Origin of the sequence: Streptomyces violaceorubidus, assembly GCF_000717995.1 — a bacterium.
Taxonomy (GTDB): Bacteria; Actinomycetota; Actinomycetes; order Streptomycetales; family Streptomycetaceae; genus Streptomyces; species Streptomyces violaceorubidus.
Genome location: NZ_JODM01000032.1, coordinates 39,905 through 64,789 on the forward strand (window position 1 = coordinate 39,905; position 24,885 = coordinate 64,789).

Below are 24,885 nucleotides of genomic sequence, written 5' to 3' on the forward strand. Positions count from 1 at the left end.
TGGCACCTTCCTCGGATTCTCCCGGAATCGGGGCGGCGACGCAGGTCAGGCGCCGCATTTGCGGGGGAATCACAACCTCCGGCGGCGCGTGGCGGCACATAGTGCCACCGCCCGTCGCAGACGTCCAACCGGCACGCCGGACGACCGCACGGCACGAGCCACGGGAACTTGCCCCTCAACTCCCCTCCGGGGTTCACTCCTTCGGGTGGCGGGTCGGATGATGCGCGCTCACCGCCCACCGGCACTGGGAAGGTCGGGAACCGGTGGGGGGACTGCCCCGCTCAAGCGGTCTCCTCGCCCGACGCACTGCCGGCGGCCGGGGAACAGCCCAGCGCCCGGCGGAGGGTGCACGCGCCCCCGACCGGCAAGTTGACGGAGCGCCACCCGGACCCCCGGGTACACGAGTCAGGAATGCGAGCACCGGTGCAGAAGACGCGGCCTCGTCGCACAGGCAAGCAGACGGCCCCCGCGGGGGGCGCGGAGCGCGCCCCCGGCACCTCCACCCCTCCGCAGCCGCCGGAGGCCCCCGTCGGCAAGGGCCGTCCCACCCACGTACGCAACCGCCTCATCGTCGCGGTCGCGGTCGTGGCAGCCGCCGTCGCCGGGGCCGGAGCCCCGTCGGTCGTGGCCGCCTCCGAGCAACTGCACGACTCCCAGCAACTGGTGACGCTCGCCCAGCAGACCCAGGGCGCGCTGACCCTCGCGCACTCCCTCGCCGACGAGCGCGACGAGGTCACCCCGTACATCGCGGCCGGACGCCCCAAGTCCAAGGCGCCCTCCGAGCAGCGCAGCGCCCGGGTCGACCGGCAGGTCGAGGAGCTGCGCGCAGACACCGACATGCCGGCCTCCCTGCGCGAGGGCCTCGACGCCGTCGCGGCGCTGCGCCGCGCCGCCCTCACCGGCAAGAGCACCGCGCTCCAGGCCCACCAGGCGTACTCCGAGGCGATCACCGAGCTCCACGCCCTGGCCGAGAAGCTGGGCGAGGAGATGCCGCCCCGCGCGGGCTCCGGCGCGTACGCCCTCGCCGAGCTGGACACCGCCGTCCAGCAGGCCGCCGCCACCCGCGGTCTGCTCCTGGCGGCCCTGAACGTGCCGAGCACCACCCAGACCGTCATCGACCCGCTCACCGGCCTGCCGACCGAGACGTCCACCACCTCGGACGCCGACGCCGAGCAGCGCGACGCCCTCGCCGCCGCCGCCCAGCAGGCCCGGGTGCGCTCCGACGCGGCCCTCGCCGACTTCCGCGAGGGCGCTCCCAAGGAGGCGCGGAGCAGCTTCGACGCCACCGTCGCCGGACCCGACGTCAACTCGGCCGAGAAGTACCTCGCCGGCCTCACCGACGAGCCGACGCTCTCCGACCGCGACCTCGGCACCAGCACCAAGCGGCTGGACGCCGCGCTCTCCGCCCGTGTGGACGCGATGCGCGGCGCCGAGTCCGCCCTGTACGAGAAGCGCGTCCAGGCCCTGGAGCAGCTGCGCGACGACGACGTCACCGCGCTGGAGATCCGCATCGCCGTCCTCGGGGCCCTGGTCCTGCTCGCCGTCGGCATCGCCACCGCCCTGGCCCGCACCCTCACCCGCCCGCTGTCGGTACTGCGCCGCGGCTCGGCCCGGCTGGCCGCAGCGGAGGACCCCACGGCCGAGGAGCCGGTCGCCTTCACCGGCCGCAACGACGAGTTCGCACAGGTCGTGCGCTCCGTCAACGCCCTGCACACGCACGCCGCCACGCTCGCGGGGCGGGTCGCCACGCTGGAGTCCGACCGCAAGCACCTGGTCGGCCAGCGGCAGAAGATGGCCGACGCCCGCGAGGAACTGCGCGCCGAACTCGCCGAGTCCGCCGCCCGGCTGGAGGTGGTGCGCAAGAGCATCGGCTCCACCTTCGTCAACCTCGCGCTGCGCACCCTCGGCCTGGTCGAACGCCAACTCGCCGTCATCGAGAGCCTGGAGGAGCGCGAGCAGGACCCGGACCGCCTCGCCACGCTGTTCAAGCTCGACCACTTCGCCACGGTCATGCGCCGGCACAGCGAGAACCTCCTCGTCCTCGCCGGTACCGAGCACGTCCAGCACAGCGCCTCCCCGGTGCCGCTGGTCGACGTGGTCCGGGCCGCGGTCAGCGAGATCGAGCGGTACGAGCGGGTCCGCATCGCCGCGCTGCCGCCGCACGCGCACGTGGCCGGGTTCGCCGCCGACGACCTCTCCCACCTGCTGGCCGAGCTGATGGAGAACGCCACCTCCTTCTCGCCGCCCGACCTGCCCGTCGAGGTCTCCGGCTGGCTCCTGGAGAACGGGGAGGTGATGCTCTCCGTGCAGGACGAGGGCATCGGCATGGCCACCGAACGCCTCCAGCGGCTCAACGCCCGCCTCACCGACTTCGACCCGGACGCGCCGTACGACCAGGAGGGCGAGGACGGTCTCGGGCTCGGCCTCTACGTCGTCGCCCGGCTCGCCCACCGGCACGGGGCGCGGGTGCGGCTGCGGGAGCAGAAGCAGGGCGGCGTCGCGGCCGTCGTCGTCCTCCCGAGCCCGCTGCTGGCCGCCGCACCGCCGGCCGCGCTGGCCCCGACCGTGCCGGTGTCCGACGGCACCGGCTCCTTCTCCCTGCCCGGCGCCGACGCGGAGGCCAACTCCAACGTCCTGCACGGACGGGCCGAGAAGGGCACACAGGAGAGCACGGACCCGCTGGTCGCCTCGGCGGAACGGGCCGTACAGCGGGCCGAGTCGGAGGCGGACACCGCGGCCGATCCGGGTGCCGGGCCCGAGACCGGCACGGGGGCCGAGGCGCTCGCCGGGTCCGATCCGGGTTCCGGGTCCGAGCAGGTCGCCGGGTCCGATCCGGGCTCGGGGGCCGAGGGGGGCGCCGCGTCCGAGGCGGGCGCTGGGGCCGACCCGGGCTCCCGGTCCGAGTCTGGCTCCGGACCCGTGGCCGGTATCGGGGCCGAGGCGGTCGCGGGGCCCGAGGCTGGTTCCGGGGCCGGTACGGGCTCCCGGTCCGAGGCGGGCACCACGTCGGACGCGGGGTCCGAGACGGCTCCGTGGTCCGTGGCGGGACCTGGGGCCGACCCGGGCTCCCGGTCCGAGTCTGGCTCCGGACCCGTGGCCGGTATCGGGGCCGAGGCGGTCGCGGGGCCCGAGGCTGGTCCCGGGGCCGGTACGGGTTCCCGGTCCGAGGCGGGTACCACGTCGGATGCGGGGTCCGAGACAGCTCCGTGGTCCGAGGCCGGTTCCGGGTCCGAGGGGGCCGCCGCGCCCCACCCGGGCTCCGGGTCCGAGGCGCGCTCCGGGTCCGACGCGGGCTCAGAGGTCGAGCCGGGTTCCGGGACGGGCGTCGGGGCCGGGTCGGCGGGTGCCGAGGCTGTCGTGACCGGCGAGGGGGAGCGGTCGGAGCCGGTCGCCGCCCCCGGGTCGGTCTCCGTGACGCCCCCGGCGCCGGAGTCCGACGCGGACCCGGTCCGCGGGACCGACCCCGCCCCCGCCACCGCCCCGTCGCGGTCGACGCGACCGGCGGCCGACCAGGCACCGGACGCGGGCATCCCCGCGGACCCGCGCCGTGGCACGTACACCGCGGCGGATCCGGAGCCCGCGGGGACGTCGTCCCCCGAGGCGCCGAAGGCACCCGGGCACGACCTCCCCGACGACGCGACGATGGCGCTCCTGCTGCCCCCGGTGCCCCCGGACCCGTCCGAGGCACCGGAACCGGCACCGGAACCGGCACCGGAACCGGAACCGGCACCGGCACAGCCCGCGCCGGAGCCCGACGCCGCCCGCATTCCAGGCCCCCGTACAGCCGACCCCTACGCCATCGGCCCCGACGCCCACGACCGCACCCCGGACGAGGCCGCCGAGCCCGTCACCGAGAAGGGGCTGCCCAAGCGAACCCCGAAGCTCACCACCCCCGCGGCGGCCCCACGGCCGCGCCCGTCGGGTTCCGTCGACGCCGACGCGCTCCGCCGCCGCCTGGGCGGATTCCGCCGGGGGGCGGAGGCGGGCCGCCGCGACGTCGAAGCGGAGATCGCGGACCGCACCGGACCCCACCGGGCGCCGGTCGACGCGGACACCACCGAAGAAGCCACGGGGGGCACTGTCGAGGAGGCAAGCAGTTGACCGCGCCCAGTACCTTCGGACTGAGCAGTGAAGCCCGCAATCTCCACTGGCTGCTGACCAACCTCGTCGAGGAGGTGCCCGGCATCCGGTCGGTCGCCGTGGTCTCCTCCGACGGGCTCCTGCTCCTGTCCTCCGATCCCGGCCGCAACGAGGAGGCCCGGCAGGTCCGCGAGACGCCCCGGGCCGGCCCGCGCGGCTCCGCCGCCGACCTCGCCACGGTCGTCTCCGGCGTCGGCAGCCTGACCGTCGGCGCCGCCCGGCTGATGGACTTCGGCGGCGTGAAGCACACGATGGTCGCCATGGACGAGGGCAGCCTGTTCGTGATGTCGATCAGCGACGGCTCGCTGCTCGGCGTGCACGGCTCCGCGGAGTGCGACATGAGCGTCGTCGCGTACCACATGGCGCTCTTCGTCGGCCGCGCCGGCCACGTCCTGACCCCCGAACTCCGCACCGAGCTGCGGAAGTCCCTGGAGTCCGAGACGACGGGGAGCGCCCGATGAGCAGCAGTCCCAAGAAGCCCGGGAAGAACGGCCGGGGACACCTCCCCGTCCGCGGCGCCGAGCGGAAACCGGCCCGCGTACGTCCCTACTCGCTCACCGGCGGCCGCACCCGCTTCGGCCACGTCCTCCTCGTCGAGACGTTCGTCGGCGCCACGGCCGGCACCGCCGCGCTCGAAGCCGCCGAGGAGCGCAGGGAACTGACGAACGGCGGCCTCACCTCCCGCGTGATGCCGGAGATGCGGGCCATCGTCGAACTGTGCCGCCGTATGCGTACGGTGGCCGAGATCGCCGCGCTGCTGAAGATGCCGCTCGGCGTGGTCCGCGTGCTCCTCAGCGACCTGGCGGACCAGGGAAAGATCCGTGTGTACGGCACCGGGACCGGCCACGGCACGGGCCGCCCGGACCGCGCTCTGCTCGAAAGGGTGCTCAGTGGACTCCGTCGTCTCTGACGCCGCCGCGTTCGGCGTCCCCCCGCTCGTCGACACCGACGGGCCCGTGCAGCCCTGGCAGACGGATCCCACCCGTGCGCCGATCGCCACGAAGATCGTCGTCGCGGGAGGTTTCGGTGTCGGCAAGACCACACTGGTCACCACCGTCTCGGAGATCACGCCCCTGCAGACCGAGGCACTGATGACCGAGGCGAGCGAGGAGACCGACGACCTCACCGCCACCCCGGGCAAGCTCACCACCACCGTGGCCATGGACTTCGGCCGCATCACGCTCGACGACGACCTGGTGCTCTACCTGTTCGGCACCCCGGGCCAGCAGCGGTTCTGGTTCATGTGGGACGACCTGGTGCGCGGCGCGATCGGCGCCGTGGTGCTGGCCGACACCCGCCGCCTGAAGGACTGCTGGCCCGCGCTCGACTACTTCGAGAGCTGCGGACTGCCCTACGTCGTCGCGGTCAACCACTTCGACGGCAGCGAGCTGTTCGAGGCGGAGGACGTGCGGGAGGCGTTGACGATCCCGGCGCACATACCTGTCATGATCATGGATGCGCGCCGTCGGATCTCGGCCATCGAGACCCTCTTGTCCCTCGTGGGCCACGCGCTCGACGAAACACCCGAGTAGACGAACCCCGAGCAGGAGAAGGAAGAACCGCATGCGCAAGATACTCGTCGTCGGAGCCGGCCAGTCCGGCCTCCAGCTCGCCCTCGGCCTCCAGTCGCACGGCTACGAGGTCACCCTGATGTCCAACCGGACCGCGGACGAGATCCGCACCGGCCGGGTCATGTCGACGCAGTGCATGTTCCACACGGCACTCCAGCACGAGCGCGATCTCCAGCTGAACTTCTGGGAGTCCCAGGCCCCGAAGATCGAGGGACTCGGCGTCTCGGTGGCCGCCCCCGGCTCCTTCGACCCGGGCCCCTCGCAGCGCGCGATCGACTGGCTCGGGCACCTGGACGGCTTCGCCCAGTCGGTCGACCAGCGGGTGAAGATGGCGGGTTGGATGGAGACCTTCGCGCAGCGCGGCGGCCAACTGGTCATCCACGGCGCGGCCGTCGGCGACCTGGACTACTTCTCCCGCGCCTACGACCTCGTCCTGGTCTCCGCGGGCAAGGGCGAGCTGGTCCAGATGTTCGGCCGCGACGCCTCCCGCTCCCCGTACAGCGAGCCGCAGCGCGCCCTCGCCGTCGCCTACGTCCACGGGATGGGCCCGCGCCCCGAGCACCCGGAGACGGAGGCCGTGCGCTGCAACCTGGTGCCGGGCGTCGGCGAGATGTTCATCATGCCGACGTTCACCACCTCGGGCCGCGCCGACATCCTCTTCTGGGAGGGCATACCCGGCGGCCCGCTGGACGCCTTCAAGGACGTCAAGGACCCCTCGGAGCACCTCTCCCTGACCCTGGAACTCATGGAGAAGTTCCTCCCCTGGGAGTACGCGCGGGCCACCAAGGTCGAACTGACCGACGCCGGCGGCACCCTGGCCGGCCGCTACGCCCCGACCGTCCGCAACCCGATCGGCCGCCTCCCCGGCGGCGGGCTCGTCCTCGGCGTGGCCGACGTGGTCGTCGCCAACGACCCGATCACCGGCCAGGGCTCCAACTCCGCGTCCAAGTGCGCCGCCTCCTACCTCGCCTCGATCCTGGAGCAGGGGGACAAGGAGTTCGACGAGGCGTGGATGCGGCAGACCTTCGACCGCTACTGGCAGACGGCCCAGCACGTCACCAAGTGGACCAACGCCATGCTGGCCCCGCCGCCGGAGCACATCCTGAACCTGATCGGCGCCGCCGGCCAGCTCCAGCCGGTCGCCGACCGCTTCGCCAACGGTTTCAACGACCCGGCGGACTTCGAGAACTTCTTCTACGACCCCGCGAAGACCGAGGGCTACCTCATGGAGGTCTCGGGCGCCGCCGGCGCGTAGGGGCTTTGACGCTCGGCCGCGAATCCACCCGGCGGACACCCACCGCGCCGCCGGGACCCCGCTCCCGCCCGCGCGGCGCCCGGGGCACGGCCGTCCGGCGGGTGGGGCCAGGAACTCATCGGGCGGGCCCCGCGGCCGCGTACCCCTCGTCCGACCCGTCCGTGGCGCCCGCGGGAAGCCCCGGTGGTGTGTAGCGCCGTACGGGCTCGCCACCGGGGTCGGGGCGCACGGCGCCCAGGACCGGGTTGGCGGCGATCGGGGACACCTTGACCTCGGCGCCGGGGCGCGGTGCCTGGACCACCATGCCGTCGCCCAGGTAGATCGCCACATGGGTGGCCTCGGGGAAGTACACCACCAGGTCACCGGGGCGCAGGGCGTCCAGCGGCACGCGGTCGAGGCGCGCCCACTGCTCCTGGCTGGTCCGGGGGATCGGCGTCCCCGCCCGCTCCCAGGCCACGGAGGTCAGCCCCGAGCAGTCGTACGACGCCGGGCCCTCGGCGCCCCACTCGTACGGCTTGCCCAGCTGCTCCACCGCGAAGCGCACCGCCCGCTCGCCCTCGGCGGACGGCTTGGCGTCGTCGCCGAGCGCGCCGGACGCAAGGAAGCGCTCCTGCTCCTCCTCGGCCCCGCTCTTCTCCAGCTCCGCCACGGCGGCCAGCTGCTCGGGGGTGAGCGAGGCGAGCAGCTCCTCGACGGCGCGCAGGCGTGCGCGCACACCGTCCCGTTCCCTCTCCTGGCGTTCGGCGAGGGCGGTCTGCCGGGCCAGGGCGGCACGGGCCCGGCCGGCCAGCTCGTCGGCCTTCCTCGTGTCGCCGGTCAGCCGGCCCACCGTCTCGGCCCGCTCCTTGGAGAGCCGGCCGATCACATGCCCCTGGTCGAGGGCGTGCTGGGGGTCGCGGGCCAGCAGCAGCCGCAGGTAGGGGGAGAGGCCGCTGCTGCTCTGGTACTGCTGCCGGGCCAGCCGCCCGGCCGCGCCGCGGCTGTCCCGCAGCGAGAGCCGGGTCCGGGTCAGCTCGGCGTTCAGCCGCAGCACCCGGGCCCGCTGCGCCTTCAGCCGCTCCTCGGTGCCGTTGTAGGTCTCGGTGGCCTTCTCCGCCTCGCGGTACAGCCGCTGAAGGTCCGTCAGCAGCCCGGCCACGGTACGCTCGCCGGCCGCGCCCTGGGCCGGACCGGGCTCGGGTTCGGCCGCGGCGGACACGGGTGCGAGGACGATCCCGGCCGCGAGGGCCGCGGTGCACGCCAGACGCGGAAGCCTTCCTGACACGCCATCACCTCCGGTGCGGGGCGGCGGGTCCGCTCCGCACGGTGAGCATGTGGCGCCTTTCGGGCCTTCGCGCGCCGAGTGTGCGCGGTTCGGCGCAACCGGGTCACCCGTCCGCGTCGTCCGGCTTGCCGCGCGGCGTGGCGTCTGGATCGGCGCCCGGCCCGGCCTCCGGCCTCGACCAGGGCCACTTCCGGCCGGAGCCCCGCCTGCCCGAGGGGTCGTACGCGTACTTCCACCGGGCGAACCGCAGCCCGCCCCGCGCGTCCCGCGGCACGCGCCGGTACACCAGCACGGTGGGCGGACCGCCGTCCGGGTCCGGGACGGGGATGCGGTACGTCTTCGGCGGGTGCCCGGTCATCCCGACCAGGACGGGCAGCACGCGTCCGTCCATGGGGCCGCCCTCGAAGGGGGTGTCTTCGCTCTTCACGGCACCAGTGTCGGTGATCGGCGCACCGGTGCCGCAGGACGGCGCACGGTCAGAGGTCCGCCGCCAGTGCCCCGACCAGCGTCGCGGTCTGCGGGTCGCGGCGGGCGGTGACCGTCAGCACGGCGAGGAACTGCTCCACCAGCCAGTCCCGCAGCTCGTCCACGGGCGGCTGCTTGTCCTCGTCCAGCCAGATCAGCGAGGCCGCCTCCACCGCCGTGATCCACATCCGGACGGTCATCCGCAGCCGGGGACCGGCTTCGGCGACGTCCAGGTGGCGCATGATGTGGTCGGCTGCGGCCCGGCGTACGCCGTCCACGATGCCCGAGGTCTGCGAGGTCTCCACCACGCTGCCGCCGCGCAGCAGGGCGCTGAAGCCGGTGTCGTGCTGGTCGACGAAGGCGAGGTAGCGGTCCAGGGCGCGGGAGAGCCGGGTCAGCAGCGGGCCCTCGCGGGGCTCGTCGAAGCACAGCCGGAGCTCGTCGGCGGCCGACCTGAGCGCGGCCTCGTACAGCTGCTGCTTGCCGCCGGGGAAGTACCGGTACACCAGGGGCCGCGAGACCCCGGCCCGCTCGGCCACGTCGTCCAGGGAGACCTCCTCCGGGGCCCGGTGCGCGAAGAGGGCGAGCGCCGCGTCCAGCAACTGGACGCGGCGCTCCTCCACACTGAGGCGGCGGTAGGCGGGGGTGGGGGCCGGCGGGGTCATGAACCGCAGCGTAACCCGCACCACCGGGCGACCACCCACGTCGGCGGAACGGACCGGCCGGACTACGCCAGCAGCCCCGAGGACCGCCACAGCCTCCGGCCGACGCCGCGCAGTACGCCGATGTCGTCCAGGAAGTCCGTGAGGCGCTTCGCGCCGGTCTGCATGATCTCCTGGCGGTGGCCGCTGGCCTGGACCTGGGCCAGGGCCTCCCGCTTGTCCAGGCCGACGTTCGTGTAGACCTCGGGGTTGACGAAGGCCTTGGAGAAGACGCGGGCGAACTCGCCGGAGGTGACCCGGGTGAACTCCTGCGACCACTTCGGGGCCGTCACCATCTGCCGGCGCAGCTCCTCACGGGCGTACCGCACGTGCCGGGCCTCCTCCACGACGTGGATGCGCGTGACGCCCCGGATCAGCGGCTGGACCCGCTCGTCCGGGAAGGTCAGCCGCTGCATCCAGTCCAGGACCTCCTCGCCGAGCAGCGTGGCGGTGAAGGAGCCGGGCGTGGTGGAGATCGTCTTGAACAGGCGCCCCAGGTGCTGGTGGGCCGGGCTCACCGGGTACCACGGCGTCTCGCCGCGGGATATCAGCCGGGCGAACATCTTCGAGTGCCGGCACTCGTCCTCGATCTCGGTCAGCGCGTAGCGCACGTGGGCGCTCGTCGCCGCCTTGTCGTAGATGTGCCGGACCAGGAGCTGCATCAGGATCAGCTCGAACCAGATGCCGAGCGAGGCGAGCGCGGCGGCCTCGTGCTGGGAGAGCAGGATGCGCTGCTCCTCGCTCATCCGCTGCCACATCGGGGTGTCGTACAGCGACACCAGCTCCGGCGGCCAGAACCACTTGCCGTCCTCGAACGGCGCGTCCCAGTCCAGCTCCTTGTCCGGGTCGAAGGAGTGCTTGGCGGACGAGTCGAGCAGCCGTTCGGCCACCTGCTCGCGGTCCTTGAGCAGGCCGAGCGCGTCGCGCAGGCCCTCGAGCGCGTCGGCTTCCGTCAGGGTCGTCATGGCTGTGTCCCACCTCGTCGAACGATCGTGTTACCCGCGGTCACTCCAGCGTGCTGCGTCTTATGAGACTGCGTGTCAGCAAGCTCGTCAATCCCCTGCGCGGAAGTTGTTGACCGCGAGTAAAGGTGGGGCGCCTTCAATGCCTCGGCGCGGGGTCGCTCGATGGGGCGCTCCGTCGGCGCTCGTCCTGGGTACGCTGGCCGTGTCGGTCAGACTCCGGCACATGGGAGCGATCATGAGCGCCGCGCGTGACTACGGGCTGGACGACGACTACGAGTGGCCCCGTCCGCCGGAGCGCGGCTGGACGGCGGACGACCTCGACGAGCTTCCCAACCTGCCTCCGCACACGGAGCTGATCGACGGGAGCCTCGTCTTCGGGAGTCCGCAGACCCGCTTTCACCTGCGCACCATCCGGCTGTTGGAGTACGCGTTGCTCAGCCAGGCGCCGGACGCGTACGACGTCGACCGGGAGTTCAGCGTCAGGCTCGACCGGCGCAACCGACCGGAACCGGACGTGTTGGTGTATCGGGCGGACGCCGACACCGGACCACGGCAGACCTGGCACCACTCGGATTCCGTCGTCCTCGCCGTCGAAGTGGTGTCCGAGGACTCCCTGGAAAGGGACCGGGAAGTGAAGCCGCACAAGTACGCGGCCGCAGGGATCCCGTACTACTGGAGGGTGGAGGAGAACGACGGACTGCCCGTCGTCTACACCTACGAACTCGACCCCGCCACGGGTGCCTACAGCGTCACCGGCATCCACCATGACCGGATGAAACTCAACGTCCCCTTCCCCCTCACCGTCGATCTCACCGCCATCAACCGCCGACCGCCGGGTCTGCCCCCTTCCTGACCGCGGTGGCGGGGGCGCTGACTCACCCCCCGAGCACCGCCTCCATCACCGCCCGCGCGATCGGCGCCGCCAGCCCGCCCCCGCTGATCCCCTCCCGGTCCGCCGCCGAGCCCTCGACCACCACCGCGACCGCGACCTTCGGCTCCACGTCCCCGTCGCCCCGCGCCCAGGAGACGAACCAGGCGTACGGGATGCCCGAGTTGCCGACGCCGTGCTGGGCCGTGCCGGTCTTGCCGCCCACCGTCGCACCCGGGATCGCCGCCTTCGCGCCGGTGCCCTTGTCCACCACCCCGGTCATCAGCTCCTTGAGCAGCGCCGCCGTCGAGGGGCGCATCACCTCCCGGGAGGGGCGCGAGCCGGCCGCCGCCACCAGGCTGCCGCCCGCCCGCAGGGTCCGCTCCACCAGGTACGGCGAGCGCACCCGGCCACCGTCCGCCACCGCCGCCGCCACCATCGCCATCTGCAACGGCGTCGCCCGCGTGTTGTACTGACCGATCGACGACAGGCCGAGCTGCGCCCGGTCCACCGAGGTGTCGAAGGTGCTCCGTGCGACGGGGAAGGGGACCCGCAGCCCGTCGTCGTTGAAGCCGAAGGCCTCCGCCGTCGCCGTCATGCCGCGCACGCCCACGTCCACGCCGAGCTTGGCGAACACCGTGTTGCAGGACCACTCGAACGCCTCCCGCAGCGAGGCGTCGCGGCACCCGTCGGCCTCGTTGGTGAGCCTCGTCCGCGTCCCGGGCAGGGTGTACGGGTCGGGGGAGCGGGTCGGCGCGTCCAGGCCGCGCACCACGCCCGCGTCCAGCGCCGCCGCCGCGGTGACCACCTTGAACGTGGAACCCGGCGGATAGGTCCGGCTCACCGCCCGGTTGAGCATCGGCTTGTCCGGGTCGTCGTTCAGCCGGTGCCAGGTCCGGGTGGCGGCGGCGCTGTTCCCGGACAGCAGCTGGGGGTCGTAGGACGGGGTGGAGACCAGCGCGAGGACGCGGCCCGTGGCCGGCTCGATCGCCGCCACCGCCCCCTTGCGCCCGCGCAGCCCCTCGAACGCCGCCCGCTGCGCGGCCCCGTCGATCGTCGTCACCACGTCGCCGCCCGGGTTGGGGGCGCCCGTGACGTCGTGCCACAGCGGCAGCGGCGCGAGCATCGGGTCGGCGCCGGACAGCAGGCCGTCCTCGGCGTGCTCCAGCAGCGTCGTCCCGTACGCCTGGGAGGCGAAGCCGGTGATCGGGGCGTACATCGGCCCGTCTGCGTAGGTCCGCTCGAAGCGCAGGTGCTCGCCGGTGTCCCGGGAGCCGGTGACCGCCTCGTCGCCGACCAGGATGTCGCCGCGGGGCTGCTGGTAACGGGCGATGTCGGGGCGGCGGTTGGCCGGGTTGCCGTCGTACTCCGGCTTCTGGACGATCTGCACCCGGGCCGCGTTGACCACCAGGGCGACCAGCAGCAGGGCGCAGAAGACGGCCGCGTGCCGGATGTTCCGGGTCACGAGGGCGTCCCCCGCCGGGCCGCGTGGCTGACCCGGATCAGCAGCGCCACGATCGCCCAGTTGGTGACGACCGAGGACCCGCCCTGCGCCAGGAACGGCATCGCCATGCCGGTCAGCGGGATCAGCCCGGTCACCCCGCCCGCGATGACGAACACCTGGAGCGCCACGATCGAGGAGAGGCCGACCGCGAGCAGCCGGCCGAAGGGGTCGCGGGCCGCCAGCCCCGCCCGGTAGCCCCGCTCCACCAGCAGCCCGTACAGCAGGAAGACGGCACTCAGACCGAGGAAGCCCAGCTCCTCCCCGGCCGTCGCCAGGATGAAGTCCGACTTGACGGCGAAGCCGATCAGGACCGAGTGGCCGAGGCCGAGCCCCGTGCCGGTCACCCCGCCCGCCGCGAAGGCGAACAGGGACTGGGCCAGCTGGTTCGGGCCGTCGCCCGCCTCGATGGACGCGAAGGGGTGCAGCCAGTCCTCCACCCTGCTGTGCACGTGCGGCTCCAGCCAGCCCACGGCGACCGCGCCCAGCGAGGCCAGCAGCAGCCCGACGGCGATCCAGCCGGTGCGGCCGGTGGCGACGTAGAGCAGGACCACGAACAGGCCGAAGAAGAGGAGCGAGGTGCCGAGGTCCCGTTCCAGGACCAGGACGCCGACGCTGACCAGCCACACCGCCAGGATCGGGCCCAGCACCCGGCCGGTGGGCAGCTGCAGCCGCCACACCCGGCGGCCCGCGTACGCCAGCGCGCTGCGGTTGGCGGCCAGGTAGGCGGCGAAGAACACCGCGAGCAGGACCTTCGCGAACTCGCCGGGCTGGATGGAGAAGTCCTCGATCCGGATCCAGATGCGGGCGCCGTTCACCGCCGGGAAGAAGATCGGCACGGTGAGCAGGGCGAGCGCCGCGGCGACGCACACGTAGGCGTAGCGCTGCAGGACCCGGTGGTCGCGCAGCAGCAGGACGACCACGATGAACAGCGCGACACCCAGCGTCGACCACACCAGCTGGGTCGGGGCCGCCCGGTCGCCCGGCGTCTCCAGGTCGAGCCGGTAGATCAGCACCAGGCCGAGCCCGTTGAGCAGCACCCCGATGGGCAGCAGCAGCGGGTCGGCGTACGGGGCGCGCAGCCGTACCGCCAGGTGGGCGAGGAGCGCGAGCACACCGAGTCCGGCGCCGTAGCCGGCGGCGCCGGGCGGAAGGGCGTCGTGCTGGGCGAGGCCGACGTTGCAGTAGCCGAAGACCGACAGCAGGACGGCCATGACGATGAGCGCGAGTTCGACGCCCCGGCGCCGGGGGAGCCGGGCGACGGGAGCGGGGATGTCCGCCTGGGCCACGGTGATTCCGGTTCCGGTTCCGGCCTTGGTCATGTCCGGAACTTACCCATGTGGTGTGGTGTGCGCGGCTTGTGGTTCAGCACCAGCGCGGCGCGGGGCCGATGTTGTCGATGTATCGGGCCGCGCCCCAGGCCCAGGTGCCGTCCGTGAGGAGGTACCAGAGGGGGTTGCCCCGCACCCGGTCGCCGGGAGTCTTGCAGTGGATGGAGACGACCTCGCCGCGACGGGCGTACCGGATGACCTCCGCACCGCGGGTCGGCGAGGTGCGCAGGGCGAGCCGGTCGGCCGTCACACGGCCCCGGTAGCGGCCCTGCTCCTGGCGGCCGTCGCTCCCGCCCCACTCCTCGCCGCCGTTCCCGCCGCGGCTCTCCTGGCCGGTGACGGCGGACGGGGAACCGGCCTCGCCACCCCACCCGTCGTCAGCGGCGGCGGCGGCGGGCGCGACGGCGACGGCGGTGGCGAGCGCGCCGGCCGCGAGGGCGGTGGCGAGACCGCGGACCAGGGGTGAGCGCGTGACCGGTGCGGACACTGGCGGCATGGGAGTACCTCCCGGGAGCGAACGGGTCTTCAGCTGACTAACCGCCACATTAGGAGCGCCCCGTGCCCACCGCCCGCCGCGCTGAGCCATCGGGGAAGGGGCCGTGGTCGGGGGTGGTCGGGGTGGTCAGGGCTGCTGAGGGAGCGTCAGCCGGGCCAGTGCCCCGCCGTCCGGCGGGTTGGTGAACTCCAGCCGCGCCCCGAGGACCTCGGCCTGCCCCAGCGCGATGGTCAGCCCCAGCCCGTGCCCCTTCGTCCCGCCCTCGGTGCGAAAACGCTGCGGCCCGTGCGCCAGGAGGTACTCCGGATAGCCGTCCCCGTGGTCCCGTACGGTGACCACCGCACCGTCCACGGTCAGCACCACCGGCGCCCGGCCGTGCCGGTCCGCGTTCGCGACCAGGTTGCCCAGCACCCGCTCCAGGCGCCGCCGGTCGGTCTCCACCCACGCGTCCCGCACGACGTCCACGCGCGTGCCGGTGCCCGAGCCCCGCACCACCCGCCGGGCCAGCGCCCCCAGCTCCTCCGGCTCCGTCGCGGGCCGCTCCCGCCCGCTCTCCAGCCGGGAGATCTCCAGCAGGTCCTCGGTGAGGGTGCGCAGCGCCGCCACCCGGTCCCGCACCAGTTCGGTGGGGCGGCTCGGCGGCAGCAGCTCGGCCGCCGCGTGCAGGCCGGTGAGCGGGGTGCGCAGCTCGTGCGCCACGTCTGCGGTGAAGCGCTGCTCGGCGAGCAGCTTGCCCTGCAGCGACGACGCCATGGAGTCCAGCGCGGCGGCGACCGAGGCCACCTCGTCCTGCGGGCGGGTCGGATCCTGGGCGCGCGGGTCACCGACCCGGGCGTCGAGGTCGCCGGCGGTGATCCGGCGCGCCACCCGCGCCGTGGTGTGCAGCCGCCGCGTCACCCGCGTCACGGCGATCGCGCCGACCAGCAGCGTCGCCCCGATCGCCAGTGCCGAGGACCACACGATCGCGCCGTCCAGGCCGTCGATGGTGGCCTGGCCCTGGGAGTGGTCGACCCGCACCGCCAGCACCCGGCCCCGGTCGGCGGGGCCCGCCGCCCACATCGTCGGGCGTCCCGCGTACTCGGCGAGCATCGTGCCGCGCCGGCCCGAGACGGCCAGCTCCCGCAGCGGCCGCGGCAGCGCCGGCGGATCGACGCCGGCCCCGCGGCGCAGCGGGTCCCCCGCCTCGTAGGACTCGGTGGCGTCCCGCAGCCGGGCCAGGGCGGTGTCACGCGCCTGGCCCACGGTCTGGTTGGTCACCGAGACGTGCACCAGGACACCGAGCAGCGCGGCGAGCCCGCAGCACATCACGGTGATGAACACGGCCGCCTTCACCGCGAGCGGTCCGGCCCACCGGGGGAGGGGGACTCTCACCGGGCACTCGCCGAGGGCGACGGGGAGGACGGCGAGGAGGGCGGCGGGGAGGCGGACGGCGCGGCGGACGGACGCTTCGTGTGCTGTCCGCCGTCGTCGGTGCGCAGCATCTCGTCGCTGGTCAGCAGCATGGCCCGCTGGTCCGCGTCCCAGGTCCACTGCAGGCGGTACTCGTACCCGGCGACCTCCGAGGGCGAGCGGACGATCACCGTCCGCCCGGCCAGCTCGACCGCGCTCACGGCGTCCTCGTAGGACATCACCCGCACGAGCCGGTCCTTGTCGACGGTGTACACGCGCACGGCGGTCAGTCTGTCCGGCAGCAGCCGGAAACCCAGCGTCATCTCGGGCCGCCCGTCACCGGTCAGGTCCCGGTAGTACGGCCGCAGCACCGGGCAGCCGCCCCGCTCGTCACCGGCGCCGTCCGTGCCGCAGTCCGCCATCCGCTCGGACGTCTCGTGGTACCGCGCCTTCGCGCCCGCGTAGTCCTCCGGGTGCTCGGCGATCTCGGCGCGCACCGCGGCCACCGGGTCCGCCCTGCGGATGTCGCCGCCGGGCACCGCGACGCCCTTCACCGGCGCGTGCTCCACCTCGCCGATGTCGTACGCCGGAGTGGACGCCGGGGTCAGGCCGGGCCACAGCCGGGCCGGATCGCGCGCGGCGGCCGTCGCCCCGGCGTCCTCGAGCCCGCCGGTGTCCCCGCAGGCCGCCAGCGCACCGGTCGCCGCGGTCGCCAGGAGCAGCGCGAGAGCGGCGGGGACACGGGCGGGGTGCCCGCGGCGGCTCGGGAGCACTGCACTCCTGGGGGTTCGGTGATCGGCGTCGGCGGTCCGCACGGCCACGGGCGGCACCACGGACCGCGGCACCGTACGCATCGCCGCACGGAAGGCCATTCTGCGTGCGCACGGGCCCGCCGGGCTACTCGGCCAGGTCCTCCAGCAGCCGCACGGTGGCCAGACCGGCCCGGAGGTAGGCCACGAACAGGTCGTTGTGCAGCGCCCACGGCGAGCGCCGGGCCCGGATCAGCCGGATCGCCTCCTCGGCGCCGCTGCCCCGGCGCATCAGCGTGTGCGCGACGACGAGCCCGGAGCGGTTGTACCCGTGGTAGCAGCGGACGAGGACCTTCCGGCCCTCGTCGAGCGCCTCGCCCGCGGCCTGGGCCAGCCGGATCACCCCGGCGAGCTGCGTGCCGTCCAGGGGCCCGTCCGGGATCGGCCAGACATGGTGCTCGACCCCCTCGTCCGGCCCGTGCCCGGGCAGCCGCAGCAGCGTCTGGACGAGGTCGAACTCGTCGCGCACCACGGCGAACTCCAGCCGCCCGGCCGTCCGCCGGAACTCGTGCCCGCCCATCCACAGTCCCGGCACGATCTCGTCCCACGGCCGGTCCGGCGCCGGCACGTCGGGGCCTGCCCCAGGGGTCCGCACAGACACCTCCCCAGTCCCGCCCAGGGTCTTCCCAACTCCTGGCGAAGGCAACCGGGTTCTTGCCCCGCGGCATCCCGCCTGGTCCCATGGAAGGGGGTGGTGATGGCATGGACGGACTGCGCGTCGTGCCGACCCGGCGCCACGGCCGGGAACGGCTCTACGTCTGCCTCCCGGGCGGCGGGAACGTCGCCTGGTACGACCGTGGGGCGGCCCGCGTCAACCTGCTGAGCGACGACCGCAGGGACGAGGTCCTCCAGGCCCTGCGCCCCTTCGTCACCGGCCCCGTCACGGTCGGGCCGCCCCCCGTGCCGACCCCCGCCGAGCTGGCCCGGCTCACTCTCCACCCGGACGACGACCTCGCCCCCAACCGGCCCGGCGAGGCCCTCCTGGTCGCCCTGGAGCGCGAGCCCGCACCGGCGCATCGGCTGCGCCCCGACCCGCGCCGCCGGGCGCTGGCCGCCGAGCAGGCGACCGGGGCCGCCCTCGACCGTCTCGACGGCGCCGGCTGGCGCACCCTGCACTCCCTCCCGCTGCCCGGCGGCGACCGCCTCCACCACCTGCTGGTCGGACCCGGGGGCCTCTTCGTCCTCCACGTGCTGCCCGCGCGCAGACAGCGGGTGCGGGTCACCGACCCGCTGGTGGCGCTGGGCCGCCGCGCCCCCCACCCGCTGCTGCGCTGGGTCCGCGCGGACGCCGACCGGGCCTGCCACGCCCTGACCGCGGAGGTCCGTCCGGTCCTCGTCCTCGTCGAGCCGGCCCACGTGTCCGTCGCCGCCCCGCCCCGCTCGGTGCGCGTCCTCACCGACCGGGAGCTGCCGGAGCTGGCCCGCACCGGCGGGGTGCTGAAACCGGCGGACGTGGAGTCGCTGCACGCCATGGCCCGGGACCGGGCCACCTGGCAGCGCCTGTGAGGGCGGCCCCGGCTCAGGGCAGCGCCGTCGCCCGGCGCCGCTCGAACAGCGGCGCCAGCAGGTCGCCGTGGTCCCGCAGCCGGGGCGCGACGTCCGGCGCCAGGAAGACGAACTGCTCCGCCCGCGAGCACCCGGCGACCTCGTCCCACGTCACCGGCGTGGAGACCGCGGGCACCTCGCGGGCGCGCACGGTGTACGGGGCCGCCGTGGTCTTGCGCGCGGCGTTCTGGCTCCAGTCCACGAACACCTTCCCCGGCCGCAGGCTGCGCGTCATCCGGTGCACCACCAGCTTCGGCAGCGCCCGCTCCGCCTCCACCGCGAGCGCCTTCGCGTAGTCCGACACCCGCTCCGAGGACGACCCCCGCACCCCCGCCAGCAGGTGCAGCCCCTTGGCCCCGGAGGTCTTGGCGTACGCCTCGATCCCGTCCGCCGCCAGCCGCTCCCGCAGCCACAGCGCGACCTCGCAGCACTGCACCACGGTCGCGGGCGGGCCGGGGTCCAGGTCGAACACCAGCCGGTCGGCCTCGCCGGGGTCGTCGGCGGTCCACTGGTGGGTGTGGAACTCGGTCACCAGGTTCGCGGCCCACATCAGGCTCGCCAGGTCCTGCACCAGCACCATCCGGGCCGGGCCCTGCGAGCGGGGCACCTGCGCCGTGGTGACCCAGTCGGGGGTACCCGGCGGCACGTTCTTGGTGAAGAACAGCTGACCGTCCGGGCCGTCCGGATAGCGCAGGAAGGAGACCGGGCGGTCGCGCAGGTGCGGCAGCAGCACCCCGGCGGTCGTCGCGTAGTAGTGCAGCAGCTCGCCCTTGGTGAAGCCGGCCGCGGGATACAGCACCTTGTCCAGGTTGCTGAGGGCCACCCGCCGCCCCTCCACTTCCGTCATCGGCGCCATATCATGAGAATCTCATAGAACATGGACAAAACACCTGAAAGCGCCCGAGAGGAACGGTGCTGCACGTGCGATCCATCTGGAACGGCGCCATCTCCTTCGGCCTGGTCAGCATCCCGATCAAGCTGGTGAACGCGACCGAGAGCCACGCGGTCTCCTTCCGCCAGATCCACACGGAGGACGGCGGCCGGATCCGCTACCGCAAGGTGTGCGAACTGGAGGACCGCGAGGTCACCCAGGCCGAGATCGGCAAGGCCTACGAGGACGCCGACGGCTCGATGATCCCGATCACCGACGAGGACCTGTCCCAGCTGCCGATCCCGACGGCCCGCACGATCGAGATCGTGGCCTTCGTGCCCGAGGACCGCATCGATCCGCTCCAGATGGGCTCGGCCTACTACCTCGCGGCGAGCGGCGCCCCGGCCGCCAAGCCGTACACGCTGCTGCGCGAGGCACTCAAGCGCAGCAACCGGGTCGCCATCGCCAAGTTCGCGCTGCGCGGCCGGGAGCGCCTCGGCATGCTCCGGGTCGTCGGCGACGCCATCGCCATGCACGGCCTGCTGTGGCCGGACGAGGTGCGCGCACCCGAGGGCGTCGCCCCGGAGGCCGGCGTCACCGTGCGCGACCAGGAACTGGACCTCGCGGACGCCCTCATGGACACCCTCGGCGAGATCGACCTGGACGACCTGCACGACGAGTACCGGGAGGCCGTCGAGGAGGTGGTCGCCGCCAAGGCCGCCGGCGAGCGGCCCCCGGAGGTCCGCGAGGAGGCGGCCCCGGGGAAGGTGCTCGACCTGATGGCCGCCCTGGAGAGCAGTGTGCGGGCGGCACGGGAGTCCCGGGACGGCGAGGAGACCGGGGCGCCCGAGAAGGCGCAGGTCAGGTCGCTGCCGCAGCGCGGGACCTCCTCCCGGCGGGCCCCCAAGGAGACCGGCGGCAAGAAGTCGACGTCGGCGGCGAAGAAGACGGCGGCCAAGAAGGCGGAGCCGAAGAAGTCGACGGCGGGGTCCGCGGGGGCCGCGAAGAAGACGGCGGCCAAGTCCACCGCCAAGAAAGCCGCGGCGAAGAGCACCACCCGGAGCGGCGACAGGGCCACGGCCCGCGGCACCGCGAAGAGCACCGCCAAGAAGACGGCCTCCCGCAGGCGCAGCGCCTGACGGGCGCGCCCCGCGGGCGCACCCGGGATCAGTTGATCGTCCAGGGGGACGTGGACGCCCGGGGTATCGCGGACGGCACGGGTTCGAAGACGGCGGGGCTCGCCGCGCCGGACTCGGTCGGCGCGAGGGAGGCCGGCGCGGGCGAGGCCGGTGTGGGCAGGGCGGGGCTCTCCTCCAGGCGCTGCCCGATGGTCTCGGCCGGTCCGCCGCCCGGGGTGGCCGGACCGGTGGACAGCTGCGACCACGCGGTCAGGGCGAGGGCGAGGGCGGCGGCCGTGCCGGCCAGCCGGCCGACCCGCCGCAGCCGCGCCCGGCCGTCCAGCTCGCGCCAGGCCGGTCCGGCCCAGGTCTCCTCCCGGCGCCACGCCTCGCCGACCGTGCCGCGCGCGCGGTCGGGACGGTCGGCGGGCGGCTCCTGGGGCCCGCGTCCGGGGACCCGGTCCCGTGCCGAGGGCTCCCTGGGCGCGGAGGCGCGGATGGCGCGCTCGTCGTCCTCCAGGAACAGCCGCCAGACGTACTCGGGGACGGCCGGCGTGCCGTCCGGCTCCCCCGGGGTGTCGCCGCTGCCCGGCCCGGAAGCGGTCATGGTCCCGCTCTTCTCGTCGTCGGCCCCGGACGGACGCGGGCGGGGACAAGGGGTCGGCCCGCCCACCACCGGGTCCGGCGCCGGATGGTCATGGCCCGGCGGACTCCGTCGGCCGCCACCCCGTAAGAACGTGCGCGACCGGCGGCCCGTTCCCCCGGCCGCCGGTCGTGACGCGGTCGTGATCGCGCCCGCGCCGCGGCGTCAGGGGCCCGCCGGGGACTCGGTGGGCGTCGGGGAGGCGGTGTTCACGTTCAGGTCGGGGCGCGGCTTGAGCACCAGCACCCGCTCGCCGGGCTGCGGCGGGGGCGGGGTGACCTTCTCCCTCGGCAGCTTCGCCGGGCCGGTCTGCTGGAAGGTGACCCGGTCGTACTCGACCAGCCCGGTCTTCTCCAGCACCGTGATGTGGTCCAGGACGGTGTCGTTGGCCAGGTCCGCCAGCTGCCGCACGAGGGTGTTCTTGGTGGAGGCCCGGATCCTGGCGATGGCCGGGAAGATCTGACCGTGGGTCACCCGCATGATGTTGACCGCAGACGAGTCGAACTCCGCACCGGTCTCTGCGTCCACGGTGGCCACGAAGCCCTCCTGCTGCGGGGAGGCCCGGTTGGGCAGCGTGATGCCCAGCTCGGGCGAGATCTCCCGGCACAGCGCGTCCAGACCGGCGTGCCCGACGACCAGGTGCTCGCCGGCCGTCCTCATCGCCTTCGTCGTCCCGCGCTTCATCACCATCTCGCCCAGCGGGTACTCCCAGAGCCCGGCGGCCCGGACCTTGACCACGAAGTCGCGGTCGGCCTCGGTGAGCGGGCCGAACCGCGTACTGGCCACCACCCGGTCCTGGTTGCCGTCGGCCTTGTCCAGACCGAGCACGGCCGGGAAGGCCAGCGCGGTGAGGGTCAGGGTCATCGCACCGAACAGGACGACGACTCCGATCCTGCTGCGGGACAGGCGCATGGTGCCTCCAGGGGCGACGCGGGGTGCGGGCACGCGTGCTCGCGCGCGTGCCCGTACGGGTACGCCAGGAGGTACGGGAACGGCGGGCGGATCCCTCACCGCGCGGGCACCGAACTCGTCCGGCGGGCGGGGGACCCGCTCCCGCGCCGGTTCAGCCGATGTCGGCGCCGTACACGCGCTCGACCGCGATGGTGAGCAGCACCCGGCGGTCGGAGACCATCGTCGAGCGGTACTCGTCCCAGTCCGGATGCTCCCCGGCCGCGGCGCGGTAGTACTCCACCAGCGCCTCGACCTCCGGCCCGTGCGGGTCGCTTCCCGGCCCGGTGAGGGTGGCGACGCCCTCGGCGGTGGCCCAGGACCGGCCGTCCGGGGCGGTCACCTCCAGCGTGGCCCGCGGGTCGCGGCGCAGGTTCGCCGTCTTGGCGAGGCCCTCGCGGGTGGACACGCGGATGACGCCCGCGTCCGGGTCGTAGGCGGGCATGACGGGGGAGAGCTGCGGGCGGCCGTCCGACTTGATCGTCGCCAGTACGCCGAGCCGGCTCTCGGCCAGCAGGGCGCGGGGGTCGAAGCCAGGAGTGGTGGTCATGGTCCGATCCTCACCCTCCGCCCCGCCTCCTGTCCCGCGAACCGTCCGCCGAACGCGCCGCGCGGGGCCGGGCCGGGCGCTCTCGATCAGGGGACCGCGGGGCCGCCCAGGTAGTCGCCCGACTCGTCGTAGGGCCAGGCGTTGGCCACGCACCCCTTGAGGCCCTTGATCTGCTGCATCATCGCCGGAGCGGGCCGGCCCGCTCCCGGGCAGGTCTCGTGGCCGTGGCCGATGCGGTGGCCGACCTCGTGGTTGACGATCAGAGCCCGGTACTCGTGGATCGGGCCGTCGAACTCCGGCGAGCCCAGCACCCAGCGCTTGAGGTTCACCACGACGTCCGTGCCGACGCTGCAGTTGACCTCGCCCCGGGTGAGCAGCCCCGCGGCGCCGCAGATCTCGTCGACGGTGCCCGGCGTGGCGATCTTCACCACGAAGTCGTACGAACCGCTGCTGACCAGCCGGAAGGAGTCGGTCCCGTCCCGGGTCCAGCCGCGGTGGTCGGCGAGCACCTCGGAGATCTCGTCGGCGGCGGCGCTCGGCCGGACGTCGATGCCGTCCTCGACGAGGACCTTGTAGCGGCGCACATGGCTGCCGGTGCCCACGGTCGTGCCGTCGGCCCGCGCGGTGACGAAGGTGCCGGGCCCGGTCGCCGGAATGGCGATGGTGCTGGGGGAGGGCGGGGCCGAGGGCGACGGGGAGGCCTTCGGGGACGCCGACGCCGAAGGGGAGCCGGAGGGCGAGGGGGAGGGCCCGCGGGTGGAGGCGTCCAGGGCGTCCGTGACGTCGGCCGCCTGGTCGTCGGTCACCGGTGGCCGGGTCTCCCGCCAGTACGCCACGGCGGCACCCGCGGTGAGCAGGACGGCCCCGAGGGCGAGGCAGGCCATGAGCACGCGGGCGGGCCCCCGGCGTCTGCGTCTGCGGGAGCGGGAGGTGTCCCCGGCGCCGTCCGGCCCGGTTCTTCGGCCGGCCCGGCGGGCGGTGGTTCGGCCCACGGTGTGCGTCCTCTCTGCTGGTGGGTGGGGCGCGCACAGCGGACTCCGATGTGCTGTTGTACCCCCAAGATCCAAGCGGACGGACGTGCGAAAACATCACGGTTTCCGAAGTGTCCCTTCTCACGCGGACACCGGACGCGTGCGGGCAACCGTTCGACGCCCCGGAACGTCTTCGCCCAGAACGTGCCCGTCGGGGTCACCCGGCGGAGACCGGGTGACCCCGACGTGTGCGGGGACGGGGCGCCGTCAGCCGGCGGGGGTCCGCTCCCAGCGGTAGAAGCAGCGCGCCATCGCGTCCTTCGGACCGCGCCAGGTCGCCGGGTCGTACGCCGAGACGTACGGCTCCAGCCGCTCGCTGACCTGGCGGAACTCCGGGTGCCCGGTCAGCCTGCCGATGGTGGGGGCCGGGTCCTCGTCGCTCTCGATGAGGTGCAGGTACACGCCGTCACCGAACTCGAAGAGGCTGCGCCGGTTGACGCCCACCAGGTGCGGCAGTTCGCCGCTGTCGGACTCCGCGAACACCTTCGCGATGTCCGGTGCCGCGCCGGGTGCCATCCGGGCGACGATCAGTGTGTGGTGCATGGGGTGCTGCCCTTCGCCGAGGTCCGTGGGTGTCAGTCGGCGAGCACCGAAGCGGTCCGCCGCTCGCTCGCCGCCTGCTCGATCCGGTCCCGGATCAGCGCCATCTGGGTACGGGAGTTGCGGTTGATGTTGTCCGTCATCCAGGCGTCGTCCACGGGCGCGTCCGGCTTCATCGCGAAGTCCTGCGTCCAGCGCATGACGACGCCCTCGGCGGTCTCCGCGTACTCCCAGACGATGTTCATGTACTGGAAGGGGCCGGTCTCCACCCGCTGGGCGCGGACGGTGCGGGTGACGGGGTCCGCGACGCGCTCGGAGACCCAGCTCCACACCTTGCCGTCGGCGTCCGGGTGCATGGTGAGCCGGAAGGTGACGCGGTCCTCGTCGCGGTCGAGCACCTCGACGGAGGCGTACTCGCTGAACAGCCGGGGCCAGTTCTCGATGTCGTTGGTCATGTTCCAGACCAGCTCCATCGGGGCGGCGATGGTGATCTCGTTGTCGGTGTGCCCTGCCACGTCACACTCCCGTCTTGAGGGCGCCGTTGACCAGCGCGAGGAAATCGGCGGGCGTCTTGCAGCGCTCGGCCTGCTCGGGCAGGCCCAGGCCGTACCGCTTCTCCAGCTCGGCCACGATGCCCAGCAGGCCGAGGGAGTCCAGGCCGAAGGTGTCGAAACCGTCGTCGGCCTGCTGCTGGAGGGTGATCGGGTCGACGTGTACGCCGGCGGTGCGCTTCATCAGCGCCGACAGCTCCTCGACGGTCACCTGGTAGTCCAGCTGGTCGCTCATGGGTGTCCTCCTTGACTCGGGTGGGTCGGCCACGGGGTGTCCTCCGTGGCTGTCGGTCGTCGGTCGTCGGTCGTCGGTCGTCGTTCGGCGGTCCGCGG

Annotated in this window: 26 protein-coding genes; 8 read left to right on the plus strand and 18 right to left on the minus strand. The window is 74.0% G+C overall.

Features of this window, described 5'->3' with window-relative positions:
* Positions 1–411: 411 nt before the first annotated feature.
* Genes IE94_RS36195 through IE94_RS0129000 form a run of 5 tightly spaced genes read left to right on the plus strand, consistent with a single transcriptional unit; the run spans position 412 to position 6,966 of the window.
* A complete protein-coding gene (locus IE94_RS36195; RefSeq protein WP_245235332.1) occupies positions 412–4,101 on the plus strand; it encodes a sensor histidine kinase in 3,690 nt (1,229 codons plus the stop codon).
* Positions 4,098–4,601 (plus strand): roadblock/LC7 domain-containing protein, encoded by a 504-nt coding sequence (locus IE94_RS0128985; RefSeq protein ID WP_030190051.1) that lies wholly within the window; start codon positions 4,098–4,100, stop codon positions 4,599–4,601. Before IE94_RS36195 ends, IE94_RS0128985 begins: the two co-directional genes overlap by 4 nt.
* Positions 4,598–5,050 (plus strand): DUF742 domain-containing protein, encoded by a 453-nt coding sequence (locus tag IE94_RS0128990; RefSeq protein ID WP_030190054.1) that lies wholly within the window; start codon positions 4,598–4,600, stop codon positions 5,048–5,050. Before IE94_RS0128985 ends, IE94_RS0128990 begins: the two co-directional genes overlap by 4 nt.
* The gene (locus IE94_RS0128995; protein WP_030190055.1) at positions 5,031–5,672 is read left to right on the plus strand and encodes a GTP-binding protein; all 642 of its coding nucleotides are present in this window, start codon (positions 5,031–5,033) and stop codon (positions 5,670–5,672) included. The genes IE94_RS0128990 and IE94_RS0128995 overlap by 20 nt, the downstream gene beginning before the upstream one ends.
* Entirely contained in the window at positions 5,596–6,966 is a 1,371-nt protein-coding gene (locus IE94_RS0129000; RefSeq protein ID WP_106978066.1) for a styrene monooxygenase/indole monooxygenase family protein, read from the plus strand. The genes IE94_RS0128995 and IE94_RS0129000 overlap by 77 nt, the downstream gene beginning before the upstream one ends.
* A gap of 115 nt (positions 6,967–7,081) precedes the next feature.
* Here the strand turns inward: IE94_RS0129000 and IE94_RS0129005 are convergent, their stop codons facing one another.
* From IE94_RS0129005 to IE94_RS0129020, 4 genes are all read right to left on the minus strand, one after another.
* Positions 7,082–8,230, minus strand: coding sequence for a C40 family peptidase (locus tag IE94_RS0129005; RefSeq protein WP_030190057.1), 1,149 nt, complete (start codon positions 8,228–8,230; stop codon positions 7,082–7,084).
* A 103-nt stretch (positions 8,231–8,333) separates the two neighbouring features.
* Positions 8,334–8,657 carry a hypothetical protein gene (locus IE94_RS0129010; RefSeq protein WP_030190058.1) on the minus strand — a complete coding sequence of 108 codons (324 nt, stop codon included), beginning with the start codon at positions 8,655–8,657 and terminating at the stop codon, positions 8,334–8,336.
* A gap of 49 nt (positions 8,658–8,706) precedes the next feature.
* Positions 8,707–9,360 carry a TetR/AcrR family transcriptional regulator gene (locus tag IE94_RS0129015; RefSeq protein WP_030190061.1) on the minus strand — a complete coding sequence of 218 codons (654 nt, stop codon included), beginning with the start codon at positions 9,358–9,360 and terminating at the stop codon, positions 8,707–8,709.
* A gap of 62 nt (positions 9,361–9,422) precedes the next feature.
* Positions 9,423–10,361: an AurF N-oxygenase family protein gene (locus IE94_RS0129020; protein WP_030190063.1), complete on the minus strand. Its 939-nt coding sequence runs from the start codon at positions 10,359–10,361 to the stop codon at positions 9,423–9,425.
* Between the two features lie 235 nt (positions 10,362–10,596).
* Here IE94_RS0129020 and IE94_RS0129025 point away from each other — a divergent pair, with 235 nt between their 5' ends.
* Positions 10,597–11,214: a Uma2 family endonuclease gene (locus tag IE94_RS0129025; protein ID WP_030190064.1), complete on the plus strand. Its 618-nt coding sequence runs from the start codon at positions 10,597–10,599 to the stop codon at positions 11,212–11,214.
* Positions 11,215–11,236: 22 nt separating this feature from the next.
* On the opposite strand, the gene IE94_RS0129030 is transcribed toward IE94_RS0129025, so the two are convergent.
* The 6 genes from IE94_RS0129030 to IE94_RS0129055 form a co-directional block, all read right to left on the minus strand.
* A complete protein-coding gene (locus tag IE94_RS0129030; RefSeq protein ID WP_030190066.1) occupies positions 11,237–12,694 on the minus strand; it encodes a penicillin-binding transpeptidase domain-containing protein in 1,458 nt (485 codons plus the stop codon).
* Positions 12,691–14,052, minus strand: a complete 1,362-nt coding sequence (locus tag IE94_RS0129035; RefSeq protein WP_030190068.1) for an FtsW/RodA/SpoVE family cell cycle protein — start codon at positions 14,050–14,052, stop codon at positions 12,691–12,693. The genes IE94_RS0129030 and IE94_RS0129035 overlap by 4 nt, the downstream gene beginning before the upstream one ends.
* A gap of 43 nt (positions 14,053–14,095) precedes the next feature.
* Entirely contained in the window at positions 14,096–14,557 is a 462-nt protein-coding gene (locus tag IE94_RS0129040) for an SH3 domain-containing protein (protein WP_030190069.1), read from the minus strand.
* A gap of 126 nt (positions 14,558–14,683) precedes the next feature.
* The gene (locus IE94_RS0129045; RefSeq protein WP_030190071.1) at positions 14,684–15,928 is read right to left on the minus strand and encodes an ATP-binding protein; all 1,245 of its coding nucleotides are present in this window, start codon (positions 15,926–15,928) and stop codon (positions 14,684–14,686) included.
* Positions 15,925–16,719, minus strand: a complete 795-nt coding sequence (locus tag IE94_RS0129050) for a hypothetical protein (protein WP_030190072.1) — start codon at positions 16,717–16,719, stop codon at positions 15,925–15,927. Before IE94_RS0129050 ends, IE94_RS0129045 begins: the two co-directional genes overlap by 4 nt.
* Positions 16,720–16,843: 124 nt before the next feature.
* Positions 16,844–17,323: a protein-tyrosine phosphatase family protein gene (locus IE94_RS0129055; RefSeq protein ID WP_030190074.1), complete on the minus strand. Its 480-nt coding sequence runs from the start codon at positions 17,321–17,323 to the stop codon at positions 16,844–16,846.
* 134 nt (positions 17,324–17,457) lie between these two features.
* Here IE94_RS0129055 and IE94_RS0129060 point away from each other — a divergent pair, with 134 nt between their 5' ends.
* Positions 17,458–18,261: a nuclease-related domain-containing protein gene (locus tag IE94_RS0129060; protein WP_030190076.1), complete on the plus strand. Its 804-nt coding sequence runs from the start codon at positions 17,458–17,460 to the stop codon at positions 18,259–18,261.
* A 13-nt stretch (positions 18,262–18,274) separates the two neighbouring features.
* Here IE94_RS0129060 and ligD read toward each other — a convergent pair whose 3' ends face one another.
* The gene (ligD, locus tag IE94_RS0129065; protein ID WP_030190078.1) at positions 18,275–19,156 is read right to left on the minus strand and encodes a non-homologous end-joining DNA ligase; all 882 of its coding nucleotides are present in this window, start codon (positions 19,154–19,156) and stop codon (positions 18,275–18,277) included.
* A 65-nt stretch (positions 19,157–19,221) separates the two neighbouring features.
* Between ligD and ku the strand changes: the two genes are divergently transcribed.
* A complete protein-coding gene (gene ku / locus IE94_RS0129070; RefSeq protein ID WP_030190080.1) occupies positions 19,222–20,310 on the plus strand; it encodes a non-homologous end joining protein Ku in 1,089 nt (362 codons plus the stop codon).
* A gap of 28 nt (positions 20,311–20,338) precedes the next feature.
* Here the strand turns inward: ku and IE94_RS0129075 are convergent, their stop codons facing one another.
* The 7 genes from IE94_RS0129075 to IE94_RS0129105 form a co-directional block, all read right to left on the minus strand.
* Entirely contained in the window at positions 20,339–20,896 is a 558-nt protein-coding gene (locus IE94_RS0129075) for a hypothetical protein (RefSeq protein ID WP_030190082.1), read from the minus strand.
* A gap of 201 nt (positions 20,897–21,097) precedes the next feature.
* Positions 21,098–21,844, minus strand: a complete 747-nt coding sequence (locus IE94_RS0129080; RefSeq protein WP_030190084.1) for a DUF4142 domain-containing protein — start codon at positions 21,842–21,844, stop codon at positions 21,098–21,100.
* Between the two features lie 151 nt (positions 21,845–21,995).
* Positions 21,996–22,430 (minus strand): PPOX class F420-dependent oxidoreductase, encoded by a 435-nt coding sequence (locus IE94_RS0129085; protein WP_030190086.1) that lies wholly within the window; start codon positions 22,428–22,430, stop codon positions 21,996–21,998.
* A gap of 86 nt (positions 22,431–22,516) precedes the next feature.
* Positions 22,517–23,422, minus strand: a complete 906-nt coding sequence (locus tag IE94_RS0129090) for a DUF3152 domain-containing protein (protein WP_030190087.1) — start codon at positions 23,420–23,422, stop codon at positions 22,517–22,519.
* Positions 23,423–23,668: 246 nt separating this feature from the next.
* Positions 23,669–24,004: a TcmI family type II polyketide cyclase gene (locus tag IE94_RS0129095; RefSeq protein ID WP_011030169.1), complete on the minus strand. Its 336-nt coding sequence runs from the start codon at positions 24,002–24,004 to the stop codon at positions 23,669–23,671.
* 32 nt (positions 24,005–24,036) lie between these two features.
* Positions 24,037–24,516, minus strand: coding sequence for an SRPBCC family protein (locus IE94_RS0129100; RefSeq protein WP_030190089.1), 480 nt, complete (start codon positions 24,514–24,516; stop codon positions 24,037–24,039).
* Between the two features lies 1 nt (position 24,517).
* Positions 24,518–24,787: an acyl carrier protein gene (locus IE94_RS0129105; RefSeq protein ID WP_030190091.1), complete on the minus strand. Its 270-nt coding sequence runs from the start codon at positions 24,785–24,787 to the stop codon at positions 24,518–24,520.
* Between the last annotated feature and the right edge of the window lie 98 nt (positions 24,788–24,885).

What these genes read in the sequence shown, in the direction of transcription:
- IE94_RS36195 (WP_245235332.1), top strand. Translation starts at nt 412, where the DNA reads ATGCGAGCACCGGTGCAGAAGACGCGGCCTCGTCGCACAGGCAAGCAG.
- IE94_RS0128990 (WP_030190054.1), top strand. Translation starts at nt 4,598, where the DNA reads ATGAGCAGCAGTCCCAAGAAGCCCGGGAAGAACGGCCGGGGACACCTC.
- IE94_RS0129000 (WP_106978066.1), top strand. Translation starts at nt 5,596, where the DNA reads ATGCGCGCCGTCGGATCTCGGCCATCGAGACCCTCTTGTCCCTCGTGG.
- IE94_RS0129015 (WP_030190061.1), bottom strand. Translation starts at nt 9,360, where the DNA reads ATGACCCCGCCGGCCCCCACCCCCGCCTACCGCCGCCTCAGTGTGGAG.
- IE94_RS0129020 (WP_030190063.1), bottom strand. Translation starts at nt 10,361, where the DNA reads ATGACGACCCTGACGGAAGCCGACGCGCTCGAGGGCCTGCGCGACGCG.
- IE94_RS0129025 (WP_030190064.1), top strand. Translation starts at nt 10,597, where the DNA reads ATGAGCGCCGCGCGTGACTACGGGCTGGACGACGACTACGAGTGGCCC.
- IE94_RS0129035 (WP_030190068.1), bottom strand. Translation starts at nt 14,052, where the DNA reads ATGACCAAGGCCGGAACCGGAACCGGAATCACCGTGGCCCAGGCGGAC.
- IE94_RS0129040 (WP_030190069.1), bottom strand. Translation starts at nt 14,557, where the DNA reads ATGCCGCCAGTGTCCGCACCGGTCACGCGCTCACCCCTGGTCCGCGGT.
- IE94_RS0129060 (WP_030190076.1), top strand. Translation starts at nt 17,458, where the DNA reads ATGGACGGACTGCGCGTCGTGCCGACCCGGCGCCACGGCCGGGAACGG.
- ligD (WP_030190078.1), bottom strand. Translation starts at nt 19,156, where the DNA reads ATGGCGCCGATGACGGAAGTGGAGGGGCGGCGGGTGGCCCTCAGCAAC.
- IE94_RS0129075 (WP_030190082.1), bottom strand. Translation starts at nt 20,896, where the DNA reads ATGACCGCTTCCGGGCCGGGCAGCGGCGACACCCCGGGGGAGCCGGAC.
- IE94_RS0129080 (WP_030190084.1), bottom strand. Translation starts at nt 21,844, where the DNA reads ATGCGCCTGTCCCGCAGCAGGATCGGAGTCGTCGTCCTGTTCGGTGCG.
- IE94_RS0129085 (WP_030190086.1), bottom strand. Translation starts at nt 22,430, where the DNA reads ATGACCACCACTCCTGGCTTCGACCCCCGCGCCCTGCTGGCCGAGAGC.
- IE94_RS0129095 (WP_011030169.1), bottom strand. Translation starts at nt 24,004, where the DNA reads ATGCACCACACACTGATCGTCGCCCGGATGGCACCCGGCGCGGCACCG.
- IE94_RS0129105 (WP_030190091.1), bottom strand. Translation starts at nt 24,787, where the DNA reads ATGAGCGACCAGCTGGACTACCAGGTGACCGTCGAGGAGCTGTCGGCG.